The sequence below is a fragment of the Flavobacterium yafengii genome, assembly GCF_030010375.1.
Lineage (GTDB): Bacteria > Bacteroidota > Bacteroidia > Flavobacteriales > Flavobacteriaceae > Flavobacterium > Flavobacterium yafengii.
Window position 1 is genome coordinate 57,577 of the sequence record NZ_JASCRY010000002.1, and the last position, 21,701, is coordinate 79,277.

Annotated in this window: 14 protein-coding genes; 3 read left to right on the forward strand and 11 right to left on the reverse strand. The window is 35.2% G+C overall.

All coding sequences use genetic code 11. The features are described 5' to 3' along the window. Positions 1-2: 2 nt before the first annotated feature. The gene (locus QLS97_RS07820) at positions 3-2,525 is read right to left on the reverse strand and encodes a cation-translocating P-type ATPase (protein WP_345956939.1); all 2,523 of its coding nucleotides are present in this window, start codon (positions 2,523-2,525) and stop codon (positions 3-5) included. Between the two features lie 141 nt (positions 2,526-2,666). On the opposite strand from QLS97_RS07820, the gene guaB reads away from it, so the two are divergent. Further along, a complete protein-coding gene (gene guaB, locus QLS97_RS07825) occupies positions 2,667-4,139 on the forward strand; it encodes an IMP dehydrogenase (RefSeq protein WP_282715673.1) in 1,473 nt (490 codons plus the stop codon). Positions 4,140-4,219: 80 nt separating this feature from the next. On the opposite strand, the gene QLS97_RS07830 is transcribed toward guaB, so the two are convergent. The 5 genes from QLS97_RS07830 to QLS97_RS07850 all read right to left on the reverse strand — a co-directional run bounded on the left by QLS97_RS07830 (position 4,220) and on the right by QLS97_RS07850 (position 11,516). Next, positions 4,220-6,121, reverse strand: a complete 1,902-nt coding sequence (locus QLS97_RS07830; protein ID WP_282715674.1) for a monovalent cation:proton antiporter-2 (CPA2) family protein — start codon at positions 6,119-6,121, stop codon at positions 4,220-4,222. A 1-nt stretch (position 6,122) separates the two neighbouring features. Then, a complete protein-coding gene (locus QLS97_RS07835; protein WP_282715676.1) occupies positions 6,123-6,728 on the reverse strand; it encodes an NAD(P)H-dependent oxidoreductase in 606 nt (201 codons plus the stop codon). 256 nt (positions 6,729-6,984) lie between these two features. Next, a complete protein-coding gene (locus QLS97_RS07840; RefSeq protein ID WP_282715678.1) occupies positions 6,985-9,225 on the reverse strand; it encodes a cation:proton antiporter in 2,241 nt (746 codons plus the stop codon). A 183-nt stretch (positions 9,226-9,408) separates the two neighbouring features. Then, the gene (gene purB, locus QLS97_RS07845) at positions 9,409-10,755 is read right to left on the reverse strand and encodes an adenylosuccinate lyase (RefSeq protein WP_282715680.1); all 1,347 of its coding nucleotides are present in this window, start codon (positions 10,753-10,755) and stop codon (positions 9,409-9,411) included. A gap of 68 nt (positions 10,756-10,823) precedes the next feature. Next, positions 10,824-11,516, reverse strand: a complete 693-nt coding sequence (locus QLS97_RS07850) for an SIR2 family NAD-dependent protein deacylase (protein ID WP_282715682.1) — start codon at positions 11,514-11,516, stop codon at positions 10,824-10,826. Positions 11,517-11,703: 187 nt separating this feature from the next. Between QLS97_RS07850 and QLS97_RS07855 the strand changes: the two genes are divergently transcribed. Then, the gene (locus QLS97_RS07855; RefSeq protein WP_282715684.1) at positions 11,704-12,366 is read left to right on the forward strand and encodes a TrmH family RNA methyltransferase; all 663 of its coding nucleotides are present in this window, start codon (positions 11,704-11,706) and stop codon (positions 12,364-12,366) included. Between the two features lie 125 nt (positions 12,367-12,491). Next, the gene (locus tag QLS97_RS07860) at positions 12,492-13,313 is read left to right on the forward strand and encodes a haloacid dehalogenase type II (RefSeq protein ID WP_282715686.1); all 822 of its coding nucleotides are present in this window, start codon (positions 12,492-12,494) and stop codon (positions 13,311-13,313) included. A gap of 416 nt (positions 13,314-13,729) precedes the next feature. Here the strand turns inward: QLS97_RS07860 and QLS97_RS07865 are convergent, their stop codons facing one another. The 5 genes from QLS97_RS07865 to QLS97_RS07885 form a co-directional block, all read right to left on the reverse strand. Continuing rightward, complete coding sequence (locus QLS97_RS07865; RefSeq protein WP_282715688.1) at positions 13,730-15,991, reverse strand: DNA methyltransferase; 2,262 nt, start codon at positions 15,989-15,991, stop codon at positions 13,730-13,732. Positions 15,992-16,413: 422 nt separating this feature from the next. Beyond that, positions 16,414-19,755: a preprotein translocase subunit SecA gene (gene secA / locus QLS97_RS07870; protein ID WP_282715690.1), complete on the reverse strand. Its 3,342-nt coding sequence runs from the start codon at positions 19,753-19,755 to the stop codon at positions 16,414-16,416. A gap of 85 nt (positions 19,756-19,840) precedes the next feature. Further along, positions 19,841-20,062 carry a DUF2795 domain-containing protein gene (locus QLS97_RS07875; protein WP_007138072.1) on the reverse strand — a complete coding sequence of 74 codons (222 nt, stop codon included), beginning with the start codon at positions 20,060-20,062 and terminating at the stop codon, positions 19,841-19,843. A 162-nt stretch (positions 20,063-20,224) separates the two neighbouring features. Further along, positions 20,225-20,794, reverse strand: a complete 570-nt coding sequence (locus QLS97_RS07880) for a cob(I)yrinic acid a,c-diamide adenosyltransferase (RefSeq protein ID WP_282715692.1) — start codon at positions 20,792-20,794, stop codon at positions 20,225-20,227. 29 nt (positions 20,795-20,823) lie between these two features. Beyond that, positions 20,824-21,681, reverse strand: a complete 858-nt coding sequence (locus tag QLS97_RS07885) for an ATP-grasp domain-containing protein (RefSeq protein ID WP_282715694.1) — start codon at positions 21,679-21,681, stop codon at positions 20,824-20,826. Positions 21,682-21,701: the final 20 nt, after the last annotated feature.

Here is a 21,701-nt window from a genome sequence, read left to right on the forward strand (position 1 = left end):
TTTTATTTGATTTTTTGTCGTTTAAATCGTTTGTAAATTTCTATCCAAAGAACTGAGACAAATCCCACTAAAATACTCAAGCAAATTTGAAATCCAGAAACCCTTTCGAACTCGAAAAAATGAGCAAATAAAGGAACAAACAACAATAAAACAGTGATTAGAATGGTTGCGCCGATAATCATTAAGACTAAATTATTTTTATATTTTAATGTTGTAAATATAGAATAGTAAAAAGAACGGTTGGTGAGTGTCAAGAAAATATTGGAAGCAATCAAAGTGAGGAATACAACAGTTCTTGTGGCACTCTCGGAGCAATTGTCAGCCACACAATATTGGTAGACAAATAAAAGTCCCAACGTAATTACAAGTCCTTGAATAATACTTATCGTTATTTCTTTCAGTTTAAAAAAGGTAGTGGTAAATGGTCTTGGTTCGAGTAGCATCAAATTGTGTTCCATGGGTTCGTTTTCATAAATTATAGAACACGTAGGTCCCATAATTATCTCCAGAAAAATGACATGAACCGGAGAAAAAATATTTGGATAAATCCATCCTAAAGCCAAAGGAATAAGGACAATCATGATGATTGGGATATGTATAGAAATAATGTATTGTATGGCTTTTTTTAGATTATTATATATTTTACGGCCCATCGCAATGGCATCAATCATTTTTGAAAAATCATCCTCAATAAGGATAAGATTTGCGGCTTGTTTGGCAATTTCAGTTCCTTTTTTGCCCATTGCAATTCCTATGTGCGCTGATTTTAAAGCGGGTCCGTCATTTACACCATCGCCAGTCATGGCTACAATTTGATAGTTGTCTTTCAACGCTTTTATGATTTTGAGTTTGGCTTCAGGAAACATTCTTGTGAAAATGGCAGTTTCCATTACTTTTTCTTTCAAAGTGGTATCGTCCATTGCCATTAATTCATCTCCATTTAGTGTTTTTTCTGCGTTTCGAAAACCAATTTGTTTGGCTATGGTGGCTGTTGTCGCTGCATTGTCCCCAGTAACTATCTTTACTTGAATACCTGCCTTATAAAATGTTTCAAAAACTGCTTTTATATTCTCTTTTGGCGGGTCATAAAAAGCGACCAGCCCTTTGAAATCAAAAGAAAATTCCTGTTGCGTTTTGGGATAATCTGTTCCTGAAAATTTAGCAACGCCAACACCCAGCACTCGAAATCCCTCCGTTGCCATAGTTGTCATTGCTGCAAGAATTTGTTGTGTTTCTTTTTCGGATAGATTAGAGCATGCAATTAATGCTTCGGGAGCACCTTTGGCAGCAATAATTCTGGTTCCATTTTGGTTTTCAAAAACATGGGTCATCATTGGAGGCTTTCCACACAATGGATATTCATGTATTAATTTGAAATTGGCTCGTTCATCTGGGATTTCTAATTTTGAATAGGCTTCATGTAATGCAATTTCCATTGCGTCAAACGGAATAGGTTCACTGGCCCACATGGAAAGCGTTAATAATTCGAGTTCATCATTATTTAACTGCTTCTTTGGATTAGATATTTCATTCGATGAAAAAGTATACCATTGCGCCAAACTCATTTTGTTTTCGGTAATTGTTCCCGTTTTATCGGTGCAAATTACGGTGGCACTGCCCAGAGTTTCTACAGTTTTTGTTTGCTTGACAATTATTCCCATATTCATCAAGCGCCAGGCTCCAAGCGCCATAAAAGTGGTAAAGGCCACTGGAATTTCTTCAGGAATGATACTCATTGCTAAGGTTAAGGCTTTTAGTAAACTGTCCAGAACATCTTTGGAATTATAATAATTTATGATCCAAACAATACCAAAAATTCCCAATCCTACAAAAGACATCTTTTTTACAAAGTTCCCAATTTGTATCTGCAAAGGCGTTTTTTCTTCGATAATTGTTTCCAGACTTTTGCCTATTTTTCCTAATTGGGTTTGGTTCCCAATGGCTATTACTTCACAAATGGCTAAACCGCTTGTGACAATTGTTCCAAGATATACCTGGTTGTTTTCGGACGTTTCATTTTTAAAGACAGCCAGCGATTCACCGGTAAGAATGGATTCATTTATTGAAAAATCATTAGACTTGATAATGATACCATCTGCCGGGATAAAGGTTCCTTCTTCCGTTTGGATGAAATCGCCTAAGACAATTTCCTCGTTCGGGATTTCTATAATTTCGCTATTGCGAATGACTTTACTTTTGGGTTGGGATAATTTTTTTAAAGCTTCGATTGCGTTTCGGCTTTTTGATTCTTGATAAAGCGATATCGTAGAAACTAATATAATAGCGACCGCCATAAAAATTCCGTTGCCAAAATCGCCAGTAATAAAATAAATGCTGGTAGCCGTCAAAAGCAACAAAAACATAGGTTCTTTAACCATTTCGATTAGAGAAGTAAAGAAATTATTGTTGTCCTGATGTGTTATGGAATTTACTCCATATTTTGTTCTTGATTGCAAGACTTCATCATTTGAAAGTCCTTTTATTTGTTGTTGCGGTTCTGTCATGGCAAAAAATAAATGAATCAAATTTCACAGATTATAAAAACGGAAGAAGTTGGATTAGAGAAAACTCTATAATGCAATTTAATCATTTATTATAAAATTTACTCGTTTTTTTGCATAAGATTGTCTATATTTGCACGCAATTAAACTCCAACTACAATTGCAATGATCGCACACAACTCTAAGATTATCGGTGAAGGATTAACTTACGATGATGTTCTATTAGTTCCTAACTACTCAAATGTGCTTCCTCGCGAAGTGAGTATTCAATCAAAATTTTCAAGAAATATTACACTTAATGTTCCTATTGTATCTGCTGCTATGGATACAGTTACCGAAAGTGCAATGGCAATTGCTATGGCGCAAGAAGGTGGAATTGGTGTTTTGCATAAAAATATGACAATCGAGCAACAAGCTGCGAAAGTTAGAAAAGTAAAACGTGCGGAGTCTGGAATGATTATCGATCCAGTTACTTTGCCATTGACTTCTACTGTTGCAGATGCTAAAAATGCGATGAAAGAATTCGGTATTGGAGGTATTCCAATTGTAGATGAAAATCAAATATTAAAAGGAATCGTTACCAATAGAGATTTGCGTTTTGAAAAAAATAGTTCAAGACCTATTGTTGAGGTAATGACCAGTGAAAACTTAGTAACTGTTGCCGAAGGTACTTCTCTGGAACAAGCAGAAGTCGTTTTGCAAGGTCATAAAATCGAAAAATTACCTGTTGTAAATGCAGCATATAAATTAGTTGGTTTGATTACATTTAGAGACATCACTAAATTAACTCAAAAACCAAATGCAAATAAAGACAAATACGGACGTTTACGTGTAGCTGCTGCATTAGGTGTAACTGCAGATGCTGTTGAAAGAGCGACTGCTTTGGTTAACGCTGGAGTAGATGCGGTTATAATCGATACCGCTCACGGACATACAAAAGGAGTGGTAGATGTACTAAAATTAGTGAAAGCTAAATTTCCTGACTTAGATGTTATTGTTGGTAATATTGCCACTGCTGAAGCAGCCAAATATCTTGTTGAAAATGGCGCAGATGGGGTAAAAGTAGGGATTGGACCAGGTTCTATCTGTACAACTCGTATTGTTGCGGGTGTTGGTTTTCCTCAGTTTTCTGCAGTACTTGAAGTAGCTGCAGCGATTAAAGGTACTGGCGTTCCAGTAATTGCTGATGGTGGAATTCGTTATACAGGTGATATTCCTAAAGCGATTGCTGCAGGTGCGGATTGTGTGATGTTAGGTTCATTACTGGCGGGTACTATGGAATCTCCTGGTGAAACTATTATTTTCGAAGGAAGAAAATTTAAATCATACCGTGGAATGGGTTCTGTTGAAGCGATGCAAGAAGGTTCAAAAGACCGTTATTTCCAAGATGTGGAAGATGATGTTAAGAAATTAGTTCCGGAAGGAATTGTAGGACGTGTGCCTTATAAAGGAGAATTGAACGAAAGCATGCAACAATTCATTGGAGGTCTTCGTGCCGGAATGGGATATTGTGGCTCAAAAGATATTCCTACATTACAAGAAACGGGACGTTTTGTTCGTATTACCGCAAGCGGAATCAACGAAAGTCATCCTCATAATGTAACTATTACAAAAGAAGCTCCGAATTATTCAAGATAATTTATAGTTTTAAAATCATAAAAAAAGCATAATTAATTCCGTTTTAGGGTTTTAATTATGCTTTTTTATTGCTTTAAACTTTAGTCCTGTAATTCAGAGGAATCAGACAAGTCAGCCAAATTATTTTTCAAATGTTGACTGTCCCAACTGTGATTGGTTGCGGCAACTTGGGAATAAATATCACTCTTTAATAATTGTTCTTGTAGTTCAAGTTCTTCCCTAATGGTAATCATATACGCCATTTTATCATGACGTTTTTCGGCCAGTTTACGTGTGGTAATTTCATCGTATTTTATAAATTGTTGACCTTGTCTGGTAGCCGTATATTTTCGAAGACCTAATTCTACTAATGCATCAACACCCATATTTACAGCGCTATATAAAGTTTCTCTATAAATATGTTCCACTTTATGATCGATTAATTCGTAAGCATCATTTCGGTTTCGGGCACGAGTTAAGATTTTTAAATTTGGAAAGTGCTTTTTTAAGGTTTCAATGACTTGAAGATTTACGGTTGGATTATCTATAGCAGCGATGAAAACTTTAGCATTTTCACAACCGGCAGCTTTCAATAGTTCTAGCCGGGTTGCATCTCCATAATAGACTTTAAAGCCCATCTTCCGTAATAAATCGATTCGGTCTGAATCATAATCCAGAATTGTTGATTTTATTTGGTTTGCTCTTAATAATCGCCCCACTGTACTTCCAAAATGTCCAAAACCAGCTATAATAACGGGATTGTCTTCGTCAATATAATCATTATCTTTTTTTATTTCTTTTTCCTGAGTTCGGGTGTTTGGATAAATTATTCGCTCATTTATTAGAAGCAAAAAAGGAGTTGCAACCATGCTCATGGCTATGACCGCCATAATTTGATTGGCTAAAACATTAGGTACAATATTCAATTGCATGCAAAAACTCATGATTACAAAACCAAATTCTCCTGCTTGGCTTAAGCCAAAAGCAAAAAGCAGATTTTGATCCAATTTCTTTTTGTAAAATCGACTGGTGAAAAATAGCACTATGAATTTTACTAAAGTTAGAATCGCTCCAAAGACAAAAATGAAAAATGGATTGTCAATAATTAATTGAAAGTTTATTGAGGCACCGACACCCAGAAAAAACAATCCCAAAAGCAATCCTTTAAATGGTGCAATATCACCTTCTAATTCATGACGAAATTCGGAGTTAGCCAATACTACTCCCGCCATAAAAGCACCAAGCGCAGGACTTAATCCAATTAATTGCATCATGTATGAAACACCAACGACCAATAGTAATGCTGAAGCGGTAAACAATTCCTGTAACCTGGTTTTTGCAATTATGTGTAATAAGGGGACAAATAAAAAGCGACCTGCAAAATAGATTGTCGAAATAATTCCAATTACGATTACCGTTTGTAACCAACTCGCATATCCCGTAATTAATGATTGTGGTGCATCATTTGTTGCTTCAAGATTGACTGTTGACAAAAGTGGTAAAAAGGCTAAAATTGGGATTACTGCTATATCTTGAAAAAGTAAAACAGCAAATGAGGAGCGTCCCACGGAAGTATTTGACAATCCTTTTTCTTTTAAAGTTTGCAATACAATAGCAGTAGAAGACAAAGCTAATGCCAGTGAAATTGCTAATGTAGTTTCCCACTTCCAGTCCATAAAAAAAAGACATCCGATAAATAGAATAAGAGTGGTTCCTATCAATTGCAAAGATCCCATTCCAAGAATAAACTTCCGCATTTTCCAAAATTTGCTTGGTTCTAATTCTAAACCAATTAAAAATAACATCATTACAACGCCAAATTCAGCAAAATGCATAATATCCTGACCTTCCTGACCAATAAAACCAAGTACATAGGGACCAATCACTATTCCGGCCAATAAATAGCCTAAAATAGAACTCAAACCTAATTTTTTAGCAATAGGTACACAAATTACCGCAGCTGTTAAATAAATGATTGCCTGAAGTAAAAAATTCGTATCCATATTAAGTCAGTATTGTTGCAAACCATTCATTCAAATAGTGGTGTTGCAAAATTTCATCCGTATCTAAATTATTGTTTTCTAAATAGTCCAAAAAATAACCATAAATCAAACCATTTTTTTCATAATCTTCCTTTTCCATATTATGTGTTCCATGTACTACAAAAGGTGGTAAATAAATCATATTACACACTTTTGCAGTTTGGTTAAAGGGTTCCAATAATTCAAGAATACTATAGCGATCACTACCCGTTTCACAATAATTTTCCTTATTGCCTCCAGTTGTAATGACCTGAAAAATAATTTTATCCTGTAGCGCTTTACCCTTTTTTCCATAAGCCCAGTTATGTTCCAGCACCATATCAATCCATTGCTTCATCAATGGCGGACAACTATACCAGTACATGGGATGATGCCAAATAATAATATCATGCTTACTTAATAAATCCTGTTCGTATTTTACATCAATATCAAAATCGGGATATTGCTCATATAAATCATGAAAAGTGATGTTTTCTGAATCGGGAATATTCTCCACCAAAGCTTTATTCGCATGAGATTTCTCGAATAGCGGATGCGAAAATAGGATTAAGATTTTATTTTTTGGCATGAAATTTATTTTAACTATTTAAAAGAATTATTGTATCGATTTACAATGTTTTAATGAAAATAAAACTGGTCTAAGGTATAAAATATTGCTTAATCTTAATAATTTACAATCGTTCAAATACTTTTTTTAAAGTAATAAACAGAAAATCCCGTCAAAACAAAATCTAAAATTTAGTTCAGACGGGATATATTTAAAAGCTATCTTTTGTATTACAAGAATCTAAAGAATAGAATTCAAAAAAATAAATCTCCTTTATTTAATTTTTGGAAAGATTAGCTAATAATTTTTTACTGCCCACAATCCAAAGAATATCGTTTTTTTCTAAAATCAATTTTGATTCTGGATTGAGAATTCTTTTTCCTCCTCTTTCCAAACCAACAATCAAGCCACGTGTTTTTTCACGTAATTCAGAATCCCGTATGCTTTTTCCAATAAATGCTTCATTTATAAGTTCTAACTGCTGTAAAACAATATCAGATTGAGTGGGGGTTGGTGGAATATCAATTTCATTTTGATCCAAATATTTTTTAAATGCGGCCACTTGTAAGTCGGTTCCAATGACACAAATTTCATCTCCGGGAAATAATCTTTCGTTTCTGCTGGGAATATTAATGGTAATTTCACCACGCTTGATGAAAGCGATATTAATTCCTAATTGTTCCCGAATACTTAATTTTTCTAATGTTTTTCCAGCAATATTTGAGGTTGGAGCAACTTCAAAAGTAGTCATGTGACCATCCCAAGGTGTTAAATCACTACGACTTCTTACCGCTTTTTTAATTTCTCTGGCATTTAAATTTTTCAAAAAATGATCTTCAATTTTGTGATATTGCGCATTTAATTTTTTTGGAAAAATAAAATAAACCACAACGGCAGCAATCAGCATTATAAAAGCGATTCCAGGAGAGAAAAAGATATTTAATAAAAATCCAATATAAAAAAGGGCTAATACCATTCGTAGCAAAATCATCATCAGTATTGGTCCGCGATATTTACGTTCTTCTCTCAAAATAGCTACTTCTTTTGCCGCTACACGTCGCAAGGATAACGCCCATAAAAAAGGAGATATTATTACGATTGTAATTAATGCCGCGAATATGTTTCCAAATTGTGATCCTTGAACTAAAGGCAGAATGAATTTTGATGAAAGTAAAATGACAGCCACGATAATTACGGAATGGATAATCACCTGCGTCAGAAACGCACGTACGACTATTTGCCAGTTGCTTACTAATTTTATGGATTGCGCATTAGCACTATATCTTTCAATTTTTTTAATCCATTTTCTAGGCAGTTTTTTTTCCAGATATTCCGAAAATGGAGTGGAGAATTTGACCATAAAAGGAGTCGTAAAAGCCGTCACTGCTGATACAGCCACTACAATTGGATAAAGAAAATCACTGGTTACATTCAATGTCATTCCCAGTGTTGCAATAATAAAGGAGAATTCCCCAATTTGCGATAAACTCATTCCGGTTTGCACCGATTGTTTCAGAGGTTGCCCTGAAAGTAAAGCACCAATTGTTGAACTTACGGATTGTCCTATAATCACTACGAATGTCAAAATAGCGACAGGCAAAGCATATTCGGTCAATGTATCTGGATTAATTAGCATACCAACCGATACAAAGAAAACCGCACCAAAAAGGTCTTTAACAGGTTTAACTAAATGCTCGATGTGCTCCGCCTGAGTTGTTTCGGCAATGATGGAACCCATGATGAAAGCACCTAATGCAGGAGAAAAACCAACATTGGCAGCAAGAATAACCATCATTAAACACAAAGCAAGTGAGATGATTAAAAGCATTTCGTCAGTCAATATGTTTTTGGCTTTTTTAAGTAAAGTCGGGATAAAAAAGATACCTCCAACAAACCATATTGTCAAGAAAAAGATCAGTTTAAGAACGGATTGTAACAGCTCTCCACCCGAAAACTGTTGACTCACGGCAATTGTAGAAAGTAATACCATCATCAAAATGGCAACTAGATCTTGAACAATGAGAGAACCGATAACTATTCCCGCAAATTTTTGGGTTTTTACTCCGAGTTCATCAAATGTTTTCAGAATAATAGTGGTAGATGAAATTGAAAGAATAACTCCTAAAAAGATACTGTCCATCTGTTTCCAGCCAATCCATTGGCCGGCTAAATACCCGATGGCAACCATCGAAATAATTTGTGTTACAGCAGTAATAGATGCAGTTCCACCCACTTTCATCAGTTTCTTAAAACTAAATTCCAGCCCCAAACTAAATAATAAAAAGATTACTCCAATCTCTGCCCAAACTTCTACGCTTTTAATGTCTTTTATCGAAGGGAAAAAATCAAAATGATTTCCTGCCAAAAATCCGGCAATTAAATACCCCAGAACGAGAGGCTGTTTTATTTTTTTAAATAACAAAACTGCTACAGCAGCTGTCATAAGAATTAATCCTAAATCACTAATTAAAGGTTGTAAGTGGTGTGATACATTTGCTACTGTTTCTGCGGTATTCATAGGCGTTTACTTATTTTTAAGGTTTTTGAGTATATTGGTAAGATATAAAAAAACTTTAATTTTTTAAGCATTATTAGAGCTAAATGTCGCTTTTTATGATTTTTTTAGCAATAAAAAACCCGTTGAAAAGAATTTTTATCTCTTTTCAACGGGTTTTTATAAATTAGAATAATTTCTTAAAACTTATATTCCTAAGAAATTACTTGGAGTGATTTGCATCAACTCTGCTTTAATTTCATCCGAAACTTCTAAAGTTGCTATAAAACCGTGAATTGCTTTTTTATCAATCGCTTCATTAGTTCTTGTTAAGCCTTTCAAAGCTTCATACGGGTTAGGATATGCTTCACGACGTAAAATAGTTTGAATCGCTTCAGCAACGACTGCCCAGTTTTTCTCTAAATCTTCATGGAATTTTGGTTCGTTCAATAACAATTTGTTCAATCCTTTCAAAGTAGCTTCAAAAGCGATTAGCGTGTGTCCAATTGGTACACCAATATTTCTCAAAACCGTACTATCCGTTAAATCACGTTGTAATCTTGATAACGGTAATTTAGCTGATAAATGTTCGAAAATAGCATTGGCAATTCCTAAATTTCCTTCTGAATTTTCAAAATCAATTGGGTTCACTTTGTGTGGCATTGCCGAAGAACCTATTTCTCCCGCTTTGATTTTTTGTTTGAAATATTCCATTGAAACATACGTCCAAATATCTCGGTCTAAATCGATGATAATCGTATTTATTCTTTTCAAAGCATCAAAAAATGCAGCGAAATGATCGTAATGTTCAATTTGCGTAGTAGGAAAGGAGTGGTGTAAACCAAGGTTTTCCTCCACAAATTTCCCGCCGAATTTTCTCCAGTCAATTTGAGGATACGCCACGTGATGCGCATTGTAATTTCCTGTTGCTCCGCCAAATTTAGCTGCAAAAGGAACATTAAACAACAAACGCATTTGCTCTTCTAAACGCTCTACAAAAACACCAATTTCCTTACCCAAACGCGTTGGAGAAGCCGGCTGTCCATGCGTACGGGCAAGCATTGGAATATCCTTCCATTCGATGCTTAAATCTTTCAATTTTGAAGTTAAAGTAATCAAAGAAGGCATGTATACTTTCTCGAAAGCTTCTTTTGTAGATAGCGGAATCGCCGTATTATTAATATCTTGAGAAGTCAATCCAAAGTGGATAAACTCTTTATATTCTGATAATCCTAGTTTTTCAAAAGCATCTTTGATGAAGTATTCCACCGCTTTTACATCGTGGTTGGTTACTTTCTCTGTTTCTTTGATCCAAAGGGCATCTTCAGTAGAGAAGTTTTTATAAATGTTGCGTAAGCTTTCGAATAAATCTGGGTTTACGTTTTTTAGTTGTGGCAAAGGCACTTCGCACAAAGCAATGAAATATTCAATTTCAACCAATACGCGGTATTTGATTAAGGCTTCTTCAGAGAAAAATGGAGCCAGTGAAATAGTCTTGTTTCTATATCTTCCGTCGATTGGCGATATAGCATTCAATTCGTTTAAAGTAGTCATTGTTTAGTTGTTTGTTCGAAAGGCACAAATATAAACCTTTCGAGACAAAATAGAAAACGAATGGTTTTTTAAATAAACGCTGTAAGCTTCTTTTTTAGTATTTTCATTCCTTCAGAAGCCACTTCTGGAATCACATCTAATGGATTTCGAAGATTTGGGATTTTTATGGGTTTTGGATCAATATAAAAAATAGGTGTTTCTCGCGCTGTGAAATCGATTAATCCAGCCGCAGGATACACTTGTAATGACGTTCCTATAACAGCAAAATAATCCGCATTTTGGGTTATTGAAATCGCTTCATCAAGCGCTGGAACTTCTTCACCAAACCAAACGATATGCGGACGCAATTGATTTTTATTCTCATCGAAATCACCAAAATTCAAATCGTCCTGCCAATCCAGAATGTAATTTGGATTTTTGGTACTTCTCACTTTTAATAATTCGCCGTGTAAATGCAACACATTAGTACTTCCGGCGCGTTCGTGTAAATCATCTACATTTTGTGTGATAATGTGCACCTCAAAATCCTTTTCTAATTCAGCGAGAATTTGATGACCCAAATTAGGTTCTACTTCCTTGAGTTGTTTTCGTCTTTGATTGTAAAAATCCAGCACCAAAGCCGGGTTTTTATGCCAGCCTTCGGGAGTTGCGACGTCCATAACGTTATGACCTTCCCAAAGTCCGTCACTGTCACGGAAAGTTTTTATACCACTCTCGGCACTGATTCCGGCACCAGTCAAAACCACTAATTTCTTTTTCATTATTTTTAAATATTAAGGAACACAGATGACACGGATTAAACAAATTAAAACGGATTTTTTAAAATTTATTTAAAGTGATTTGTGAAAATCCGTTAAATCTGTGTCATCTGTGTTCTATTTTATTTTAGCTTTTATTAAAAAATAAAACTACTCTTTTTTAGTATTTTTGCCAAAAAAATAACCCGCAATGATTGACATTGATTATCTTAATTTTCTTGAAAATATCTTAACGGATAACCGCAAAGAAAAATTTCTGAAAGTATTGGAAAACAGAACCAAGCATTTTACGATTGCTGTTGAGGATATTTTCCAGATGCACAATACGAGCGCGGTGATGCGCAGTTGTGAGATTTTTGGAATTCAGGAATTGAATGTTATCGAGCAGCGTTACGGAAAAAGTATCGATAAGGAAATTGCCATGGGCGCTCAAAAATGGGTTGATATCAATACATTCGACAGTATTACGAATTGTGTGGATACGTTAAAAAATAAGGGGTATCAAATCATTGCCACTACGCCACATGAGAATGATTGCTTGATGGATGATTTTGATATTTCGAAACCAAGCGCTTTATTTTTTGGAACAGAAAGAGACGGATTGTCTGAAGAAATTTTACAACGTGCCGATGGTTTTCTTAAAATCCCGATGGTAGGTTTTACCGAAAGTTTGAATATCTCGGTTTCGGCGGCAATCATCATTCAAAACCTGACCAATCGATTGCGCAATTCAAACATTGATTGGCATTTATCTGAAAATGAAATTTTAGAAAAGCGTTTGGCTTGGGCCAAAAATTCCATAAAAGATATTAAGAGAATAGAAGAACGGTATTTTTCTGAAAACGTGAAATAGTTCTTTCATATAATGGTACGCTAATGTTTTTTATTTTAAAAAATATCATGTAACTTGTACTATTTTCACGAAACAAGATACTTTGTCGTATATTTTATTTAACGCATGATTTAAAAAGAAAAACAATGAAAGAATTTAAAAATAGCAACCAAGGTTTAGTAAATACCACATTGACTGTTGGAGAAGAAGAAATTAGCGCGCCTATTTTAATTTTAAAAGAGGAGACAGACAATAATGAGGAGTACAGCGCTGGTTATTTACAAAGACCCAAGGTTTTATTTTTTGATGTAAATGAAACGTTGCTGGATCTTAATAGCATGAAAAAAAGTATTGGCGCAGCGCTAGGAGGTCATCCTGAATTGATGTCCTTGTGGTTCACTACAATGCTTCAGTATTCATTGGTTACAACAGTAGCAAATCAATATCATGATTTTGGAACAATTGGAGCCGCTGCACTTATAATGGTTGCCCACAAAAATGGAATTGATATAACGGATAAACAAGCTAAAGATGCTGTTGCTCCAATTTTATCATTGCCTGCACATCCAGAAGTGAAAGAAGCTCTCTTACTTTTAAGAAGAGAAGGTTTTAAATTAGTTGCCTTCACTAACTCATCCAATAAAGCGGTAGAAACGCAACTTAAATATGCAGGGATTCATGATCTATTTGACGATGTGTTAAGTATAGAAGATGTAAGTAAATTCAAGCCTCATGCAGATACTTATAATTGGGCTGCCAAAAAAATGGGATTAAAACCGAATGAATGTATGTTGATAGCTGCCCACGGTTGGGATGTTGCCGGTGCAAATTGGGCTGGTTGGCAAACGGCATTTGTTAGCCGTCCTGGACAGCAATTGTTTCCTCTTGCAAATTTACCTGAAATTAATAAAGAGAATATTTTATCAGTTGCTCAGAAGCTAATTTCAATACCGTTTCAGCAGTTGTAATCATTGAAAATTAAAGAACCGATTGTGTAATTTAAACATTGATTGGCATTTATCCAAAAATGAAATCTTAGAAAAGCGTTTGGCTTGGGCCAAAAAATCCATTAAACGAATTGAAGAACGGTATTTTGAGGAAAACCCAAGGTAGTGTAAACGAACGCTTAAATTAGATTTTAACGGTTTGCTGAGTCATTGCGAGGAACGAAGCAATCACACCTAGTATTTTCTTTTGATAAGTGCTTATCATTGTGGTCACGGACTGCAAATACGCGCAATCGGGTTGATGAAAGTCAGCCACTTTATTACGTTTTAATATACTATCAAGTTCTAAAAATTGCGCAAAGTCAGAGACATTTGCGCAGCTTTTACGAAAAATTCATGTGTTTTCAGAGACCCTTTGCAGAGCGGACTTCTCCCCATTAGTCAAATAGTGTTGTTTGTCCTTCACGCTTTAACCTCCATTCGTCTTGTCCAATATGTTCAGCAATATCTTCTAGTACATTTAAAATTGTTTGACTTTCCGGAGTTGTTCCATTTTTTAAAAGAGGTAAAATTGCTAAAACCATTTCGTCAAAATGTGAGGATTTATTTTCTCTTTCCATTCTTCGTAAATAGCTAATTAAGTAGTATTTAATTCGAAGTCTTACGTCAAGGTGCGTTTGAAATTTAGTATTCTTTTTTATAGTGAATTGCTCTGTTGTTTCATTATAGTCAAAGTTCTCAAGCAAAATAGGAGTAAGGTCTGAATATTCCTTTTTAAGTAAGTCAAGAAAACCCAGTTCCAAACCTTTAATGATTAACTCGTCATTGATTTGCTCTAAAGTTCCTCCGTTGTTCTTTGCAATGACACCCTCAATAGTTTGCATTACAATTTCAGCAATGTCCATTCCTAAATTAGCCTTCATTATTGATCTTGGATTACGAATCTTACGGAAATTGATAATCAATTGTCCTGATAAAACAGTGAAAGGATTTTGTCTTTTCTTAAAACTTGTTTGTCCATTTTTTTGAGGAACTGCACCAACATATTCAAAACCACAATTTTCTGCAGTATCAATTATTAAATGCCAAAATTCAGGGTCTTTATGAGCAAAAACAAATGAAAGCCAACGGTCAAATTTTAAAACACGATACATTTCTTTTATACTTTGTACTATTAACTCATTGTACTCATTTTTACTCTTATTGTGTTCACCACCTTCAATAGCTTCTTCTTTAAAGTCTTGTTCGGTTACTTCCAAGTCAAGCCAAGCGTTCCACATTGCTGATAAATCGAGGTAAGGGATTTTCTTCCCATAAGGTGGGTCTGTGTAAATGTAATCAATACTTTCTTTTGGAATAAATTTCAAGTTGGTTGCTGTGCCTTTGATAATCTGTGCGTTGGAAATGGTGTTTTCATTAATGAAATACTCCATTTCTTTTTTTGCTTCTCTTACTTTTTTGAACCGAAGTTCAAAGTAATACATAACATCTACATCAACATGACTTGGAGCAATTCTATACCGATAATAACGAAAAGCAGAACAGTCTCCTTGTCCTGCTTTCGGTTTATTGGGGGTGGTATGATAAGTCAAATTGACTTTTGTAACAAGCCCTGAAAACATAAGCAATAATGAATTGCGTATATTTTCATTTGTCTGTTTTTTTATAGTTGATTTTAGCAAACCTAATTGTGCCGTTTGTTTATCGCTAAATAATTGGTCAACCGTTTCAACATCTGAACCTTTAGGTAATGAAATCGGTTTTGGCCCAGGATATTTTTTTAAGGCTTTTTTGATTTCTGCTTCTGTAGTTGGTTCTTTCTTTTTATATTCTTCTATTACTTCTTCAAAGGCTCGTGCTAAGTCAGTTTGATTGACGGGTGCAATAAGAGCTTGAACAATAAAAACAGCCATTGGATTTAAGTCAATGTTTACTGCACTTCTACTATTCATCAATGCTTCTATTGCAGTAACACCACTACCTCCAAAAGGGTCAAGTACCAAGTCTCCTGGTTTACTGAAATTTTTTATGTAGTCAGCAACTACATTCCAAGTTTGTTTTGTAAAGTAACCGTGAACACCAAAGTGTCGCTTAGCGGATTGCTTTTTCACAGGGATTTCTTCAAGTAACGGTCTTGTGTTGTAGTCAAAATCCCCTTTAGGTTTTGCGGTTGCCGTAGTTGCACCATAGGTAAAGTTTTTACCAATTTGAAAACTGGACGGGGATAGAAATAATTTTAAATCTTCCCAATGCCTTTCAATATTTTCGATTTCAAAAAACAAAACTGGTTTGTCTGTGTCTGAAGTCCTGTAAATTGAAAACTCCAAGCCGTTGCAAAGTGTAAAATAATTACTTCTAATTTCGGGATGTGTTGCATAGCTATAAACCTGCTCTACATTATCGTCATTGATAATTTTTTGATTTGGTGCTTTTGCGTCTAGTACCCAAGCAAAATTATTCTCAACTTTCAATGTGTAGTCTGGAATAAGATTTATTGGCCTTTTTTTGCTCCCAATTTTCAAAAATGGGTGTTGCAAAGTTTTACTACGAACAATATTTTCTTGCGTGTAACCAAGTTCTTTTAAAATAGGAAGAATAATTACCTCTCTAACACTATCTTCTTTAAAGTCTGGGTCAGTTGCTATTGTCTTAAAATCAAGTTGTCCAAATAATTTCTCTCTTGTTATTTTATCGTTCATCAGTTTTCAAATGTGTCTGTTTTAATACCAGTATGTTCTTATAGTGTCAGTTTCGGGCCTTGCCTATAACGAGTATATGGTCTGACGATATGCGACTTGTCACCCCAAAAAAGGGTAGATAGGTCTGATAAACATCAGACTTTATTGATTTTCAAATATATAAATTAATCGCTGAAAATACTTATAAATTTGAACAAGTAATTAAATCGTTAAAAATATATTCTTTCATTGTAGCATTAGTACGTAAAACCGTAAACAGAGTTATTTATCGAAAAATCCCTAGCCCCGACAGTAGTGAAAATCCTTGTGGGGCTTTCGTTTAGCCCCACAAGATTGAAACGTATGGCGGGAATAGCTCCAAAAAAAATTCCCCAACTACTTTCGTAATTGGGGAATGTAATAATAAGGAATTGAAACGGTTATTAGTTAACGATAACCCATTGTCCTGAAGCGATTAAGCTTTCGGCTTTTTTGTATTTCATTTCTTGTATTTGTCCGTTGGCCACGTTTTGAATCGTTACGTTATCATTACGATTGATTTTTGGCATATCTCTCACGATAGTTTCGGTAACTTGTCGTTGTTGCGTTTCCCCCGCTTCACGATTAGCACTTTCACTATTTGGAATTTCGTCTTTACTTAATTTATAGTCTTCTTGTTGACGAACTTCTTTCGCTTCTTGAATTTGTTGATTCTCTTGAGCCGGCAAGTCCCCTTTGAACAAGAATGAAATCACTTCCTTGTTTACATTGTCAATCATTGCTCTAAACAAATTGAACGCTTCCAGTTTGTAAATAAGTAATGGATCTTTTTGTTCGTGAACCGCAAGTTGAACCGATTGTTTCAACTCATCCATTTTACGTAAGTGTTTCTTCCAAGCTTCATCTACAATAGATAAAGTGATGTTTTTTTCGAAATCAGCAACAAGTTGAGCTCCCTCAGTTTCGTAGGCTTTTTTTAAATCAGTAACTACATTCAACGATTTGATTCCGTCTGTAAAAGGAACTACAATACGCTCAAATTGGTTGTTTTTATCTTCGTAAACACTTTTTATGATTGGGAATGCTTCTCTGGCACTTCTTTCGGTTTTCTCCGTATAATATTCCAGCGTAGCTTTGTATATTTTACCGGTTAATTCCATTTCACTCAATTTACTGAATTCACTTTCAGTAACTGGTGAAGTAATAGAGAAATAACGAATCAATTCGAATTCAAAGTTTTTGAAATTATTTGTTGCTTTGTTTTCATCAACAATCAATTCACAAGTATCATAAAGCATGTTCGCAATATCCAATTTCAATCGCTCTCCAAACAATGCATGACGACGACGTTTGTATACTACTTCACGTTGTGCGTTCATTACATCATCATATTCCAATAAACGTTTACGAACACCAAAGTTGTTTTCTTCTACTTTTTTCTGAGCACGTTCGATAGATTTAGTCATCATAGAATGCTGAATCACTTCACCTTCCTGCAATCCCATTCTGTCCATCACTTTAGCCACTCTTTCAGAACCAAACAAACGCATTAGGTTGTCTTCAAGAGAAACATAAAACTGGGAACTTCCAGGATCACCTTGACGTCCTGCACGACCACGTAACTGACGGTCAACACGACGGGAATCATGACGTTCTGTTCCTACAATTGCTAATCCACCAGCGGCTTTTACTTCGGCAGATAATTTAATATCGGTACCACGACCAGCCATATTCGTTGCAATAGTTACCACACCAGGTTTCCCTGCTTCTTCAACAATTTGCGCTTCTTGTTTGTGCATTTTTGCATTCAAGACATTGTGTGCAACGCCTCTCATTTTCAACATTCGGCTTAATAATTCTGAAATCTCTACAGAAGTTGTACCAATAAGAACCGGTCTTCCTGCTTTAGATAATTCAGTTACGTCTTCGATAACGGCATTGAATTTTTCACGAGTAGTTTTATAAATAAAATCCTCTTTGTCTTTTCTGGCCATTCCTCTGTTCGTAGGAATTTCTACAACGTCTAATTTATATATTTGCCATAACTCACCTGCTTCAGTCGAGGCTGTTCCAGTCATTCCTCCCAGTTTGTTGTACATTCTGAAATAATTCTGTAACGTAACGGTTGCAAATGTTTGTGTAGCGGCTTCGATTTTTACATTTTCTTTGGCTTCAATTGCTTGGTGCAATCCGTCAGAATAACGACGACCGTCCATAATACGACCGGTTTGCTCATCAACAATCATGATTTTGTTATCCATGATTACATATTCTACATCTTTTTCGAATAAAGCGTAGGCTTTCAAGAGTTGTGTCAACGTGTGAATACGCTCACTTTTTATACCAAAATCTTGAAACAATTGTTCTTTTTCTTCGGCTTCAGTGTCTTTATCTAATTTTTTCTTTTCGATAGCGGCAATTTCAGTTCCAATGTCCGGAAGTACAAAAAAGTCAGAGTCCGTATCTCCAGAAAGGTATTTAATTCCGTTGTCTGTCAATTCAACCTGATTGTTTTTTTCTTCAATAACAAAATACAATGCCTCATCAATCTTGTGCATTTCTCTTTTGTTATCCTGCATGTATTGATTCTCCGTTTTTTGAAGCAATTGTTTGATTCCTTCTTCACTCAAAAATTTAATTAATGCCTTGTTTTTTGGTAATGCTCTGTAAGCTCTTAATAATTGGAATCCACCTTCTTTGGTATTTCCTTCTTTTATTAATTTTTTTGCTTCAGATAAGAAACCGTTTGCCAACTGGCGTTGTAAACTAACTAAGTTTTCAATTTTTGGTTTCATTTCCATGAATTCATGACGATCTCCTTGCGGAACCGGACCTGAAATAATCAATGGTGTTCTGGCATCATCAATTAAAACAGAATCGACCTCATCGACAATAGCGTAATTGTGTTTTCTTTGCACTAAATCTTCTGGCGAATGTGCCATGTTATCTCTCAAATAGTCAAAACCAAATTCATTATTAGTTCCGTAAGTGATATCAGCATCGTACGCTTTTTTTCTTCCTTCAGAACTTGGTTGGTAATTGTCAATACATTCTACAGTCATACCGTGAAATTCGAATAATGGCGCTTTCCAAGTACTATCTCTTTTTGCCAAATAATCATTCACAGTTACTAAATGCGCACCATTTCCTGTCAATGCATTTAAGTAAAGCGGTAAAGTTGCCACCAATGTTTTTCCTTCACCTGTTTGCATTTCAGCTACTTTTCCTTCATGCAAAACCATTCCGCCAATTAATTGTACGTCATAGTGAATCATGTCCCAAGTAATTTCTTTTCCTGCAGCACTCCATGAATTTGCCCAAATTGCATTGTCACCATCTAAGGTAATGTAGCTTTTAATAGCCGAAAGTTCACGGTCTTTTGCAGTTGCAGTTACCACTATTTGGGTGTTGTCTTTAAAACGTCTTGCTGTTTCTTTAACAACGGCAAAGGCTTCCGGAAGAATTTCCATTAAGGTTTTCTCAGAGATATCGTAAGCTTCTTTTTCAAGTGCATCAATAGCAACATAAATATCTTCTCTTTTGTCAATGTCTTCAATGCTTTCTACTTCCAGTTTCAGCGCAGTAATTTTTGCGTCTTTTTCTGAACGAGCTTCTTTTATTTTGTCCTTAAAAAAGTTTGTTCGACCTCTAAGTTCATCATGGGATAATGCCATTAGTGGTTCCTCAAAAGTTTTTATTTTGTTGAGATAAGGTTGTAAAGCTTTGACATCTTTTTGTGACTTATCGCCAACAAAGACTTTAATAATACTGTTTATGAAACTCATGATATGTTTTTATTTCTAATTGTGTACTTCTGTAAATTTAAACCAAAAAAAAGCCTCTTTTGAGACTTTTTTATTGGTTTACCTTTTAATATTCATCCTCATTCCAAAGATAATCTTCGTCAGTAGGATAATCTGGCCAAATTTCTTCCATTGATTCATATATCTCGCCTTCATCCTCTATAGATTGAAGGTTTTCTACTACTTCTAATGGAGCTCCTGCTCTAATAGCGTAGTCAATAAGTTCGTCTTTGTTAGCAGGCCACGGTGCATCGCTTAAATAAGATGCTAATTCTAATGTCCAATACATGTGTTGTCGATTTAGTTTTGTGCAAAAATAAATTTTTTACTGAAAAAGACAAGTAAAAAAACATTTATTTTTAGTTAAAGTTAAGAACGTTTTATTTAGTGTTCAGTGTTCGGTATTTAGTGTTCAGCTTTTAACTGCAAACTTACAACTGTAAACTGCCAACTACTTCCTCGGAATCCATTGAACTTCGGCAGCGTTCAAATCATGAGACAACTTTCGTGCCAACACAAAAAGGTAGTCAGAAAGTCGGTTTAAGTACTTGATTGCGATTTCAGCAACGGGTTCATTGTGGCTTAAATGGACGGCTAAACGCTCTGCTCTGCGACAAACACAACGCGCAATATGACAATATGACACAGTGGTATGTCCGCCTGGAAGTACAAAATGAGTCATTGGCGGTAATGCTTCTTCCATAGCGTCAATTTCATTTTCCAATAATTCAATGTCAGATTCTATAATTCCCAAATTTTTCAAACGAAGTTCACCGTTTTTCATCACTTCTTTTTCCGGTGGCGTTGCTAATATAGCACCAACAGTAAATAGACGATCTTGGATTTCGATAAGGATTTCTTTGTAATGCGCATTCATTTCCTGATCGCGAATCAGACCAACATGAGAGTTCAACTCGTCAACGGTTCCGTAACTTTCAATTCGAGCATGGTCTTTTGGGACTCTGGTTCCGCCAAAAAGTGCTGTTGTTCCTTTATCTCCAGTCTTTGTATATACTTTCATCTACCGTTTATTTGATTTAAAAAACAAATTTAGCGTATTAATTCCACTATTGCTGCAACAAATCGTTCCAGTGAATTTTCACTGAGATTGAAATATAAATCAGGTTCAATGCATTCAATTTCCATTAAATAGAGTTCGTTCTCAATAAGAATTCCGTCTACTCGCGCATACAGTAATTTTTCTTGAAATGTATTTACTACTTTTTGGGCTTTCTCAATCATTTCTGAATTGGGTTGAACCAAATTGTATTTTCCTCCAAAAAGAGATTGTACTCTAAAATCGCCATCCACGGGTTTTTTATTCACCGCATGTGAGAATTTTTTATTGAAAAAGATAAAGGAAGTTTCTCCCAATGTTTGAATCTCTGGCATGAATTCCTGTAAAAGCAACTCTTTTTCAGCAGCTATACTTTTATATTTTTCGCTTACTGCTTGAATTTCTGAGACTTCAAAAACTTCGGTGAGATAGGATCCTGCTGAAAATGCCGGTTTTATAACCGCTTTTTTCCAGTGTGAGGGAATCAGTTCTGCAAGATTAAGATGATCTGTTTTATCAATGAAAACGGTTGGCAAAATTGTAATTCCTTGCTGTTCCATTTCACGCAAGTAAAACTTATGGATGTTTTGCTTGATTATTTCAATAGGATTTAGTGTTTTGATTCCCAGTTTTTCTATTTGGTCTAGCCAAATTTTAAACTCGGTTTCTTTCTCGAAATAATCCCAAGTATTACGGAAAATCAAGTAGTCAAAATCACTCCAGTTAATGGTTGTGTCACTCCAAATAGCGGCGCTGGCTTCTATATTATGGTTGGCTAATGCAGGAATTATTTTTTGATCTTCTGGATTTAAATCGGGAAGTTTTTCGCAGGTTAGGATGGCGATTTTCATTTTTTGATAGGTATTATTTG

Excerpts from the sequence above, each read along its gene's own strand:
- guaB (WP_282715673.1), top strand. The coding sequence starts at position 2,667 with ATGATCGCACACAACTCTAAGATTATCGGTGAAGGATTAACTTACGAT.
- QLS97_RS07830 (WP_282715674.1), bottom strand. The coding sequence starts at position 6,121 with ATGGATACGAATTTTTTACTTCAGGCAATCATTTATTTAACAGCTGCG.
- QLS97_RS07835 (WP_282715676.1), bottom strand. The coding sequence starts at position 6,728 with ATGCCAAAAAATAAAATCTTAATCCTATTTTCGCATCCGCTATTCGAG.
- QLS97_RS07840 (WP_282715678.1), bottom strand. The coding sequence starts at position 9,225 with ATGAATACCGCAGAAACAGTAGCAAATGTATCACACCACTTACAACCT.
- purB (WP_282715680.1), bottom strand. The coding sequence starts at position 10,755 with ATGACTACTTTAAACGAATTGAATGCTATATCGCCAATCGACGGAAGA.
- QLS97_RS07850 (WP_282715682.1), bottom strand. The coding sequence starts at position 11,516 with ATGAAAAAGAAATTAGTGGTTTTGACTGGTGCCGGAATCAGTGCCGAG.
- QLS97_RS07855 (WP_282715684.1), top strand. The coding sequence starts at position 11,704 with ATGATTGACATTGATTATCTTAATTTTCTTGAAAATATCTTAACGGAT.
- QLS97_RS07860 (WP_282715686.1), top strand. The coding sequence starts at position 12,492 with ATGAAAGAATTTAAAAATAGCAACCAAGGTTTAGTAAATACCACATTG.
- QLS97_RS07865 (WP_282715688.1), bottom strand. The coding sequence starts at position 15,991 with ATGAACGATAAAATAACAAGAGAGAAATTATTTGGACAACTTGATTTT.
- secA (WP_282715690.1), bottom strand. The coding sequence starts at position 19,755 with ATGAGTTTCATAAACAGTATTATTAAAGTCTTTGTTGGCGATAAGTCA.
- QLS97_RS07875 (WP_007138072.1), bottom strand. The coding sequence starts at position 20,062 with ATGTATTGGACATTAGAATTAGCATCTTATTTAAGCGATGCACCGTGG.
- QLS97_RS07880 (WP_282715692.1), bottom strand. The coding sequence starts at position 20,794 with ATGAAAGTATATACAAAGACTGGAGATAAAGGAACAACAGCACTTTTT.
- QLS97_RS07885 (WP_282715694.1), bottom strand. The coding sequence starts at position 21,681 with ATGAAAATCGCCATCCTAACCTGCGAAAAACTTCCCGATTTAAATCCA.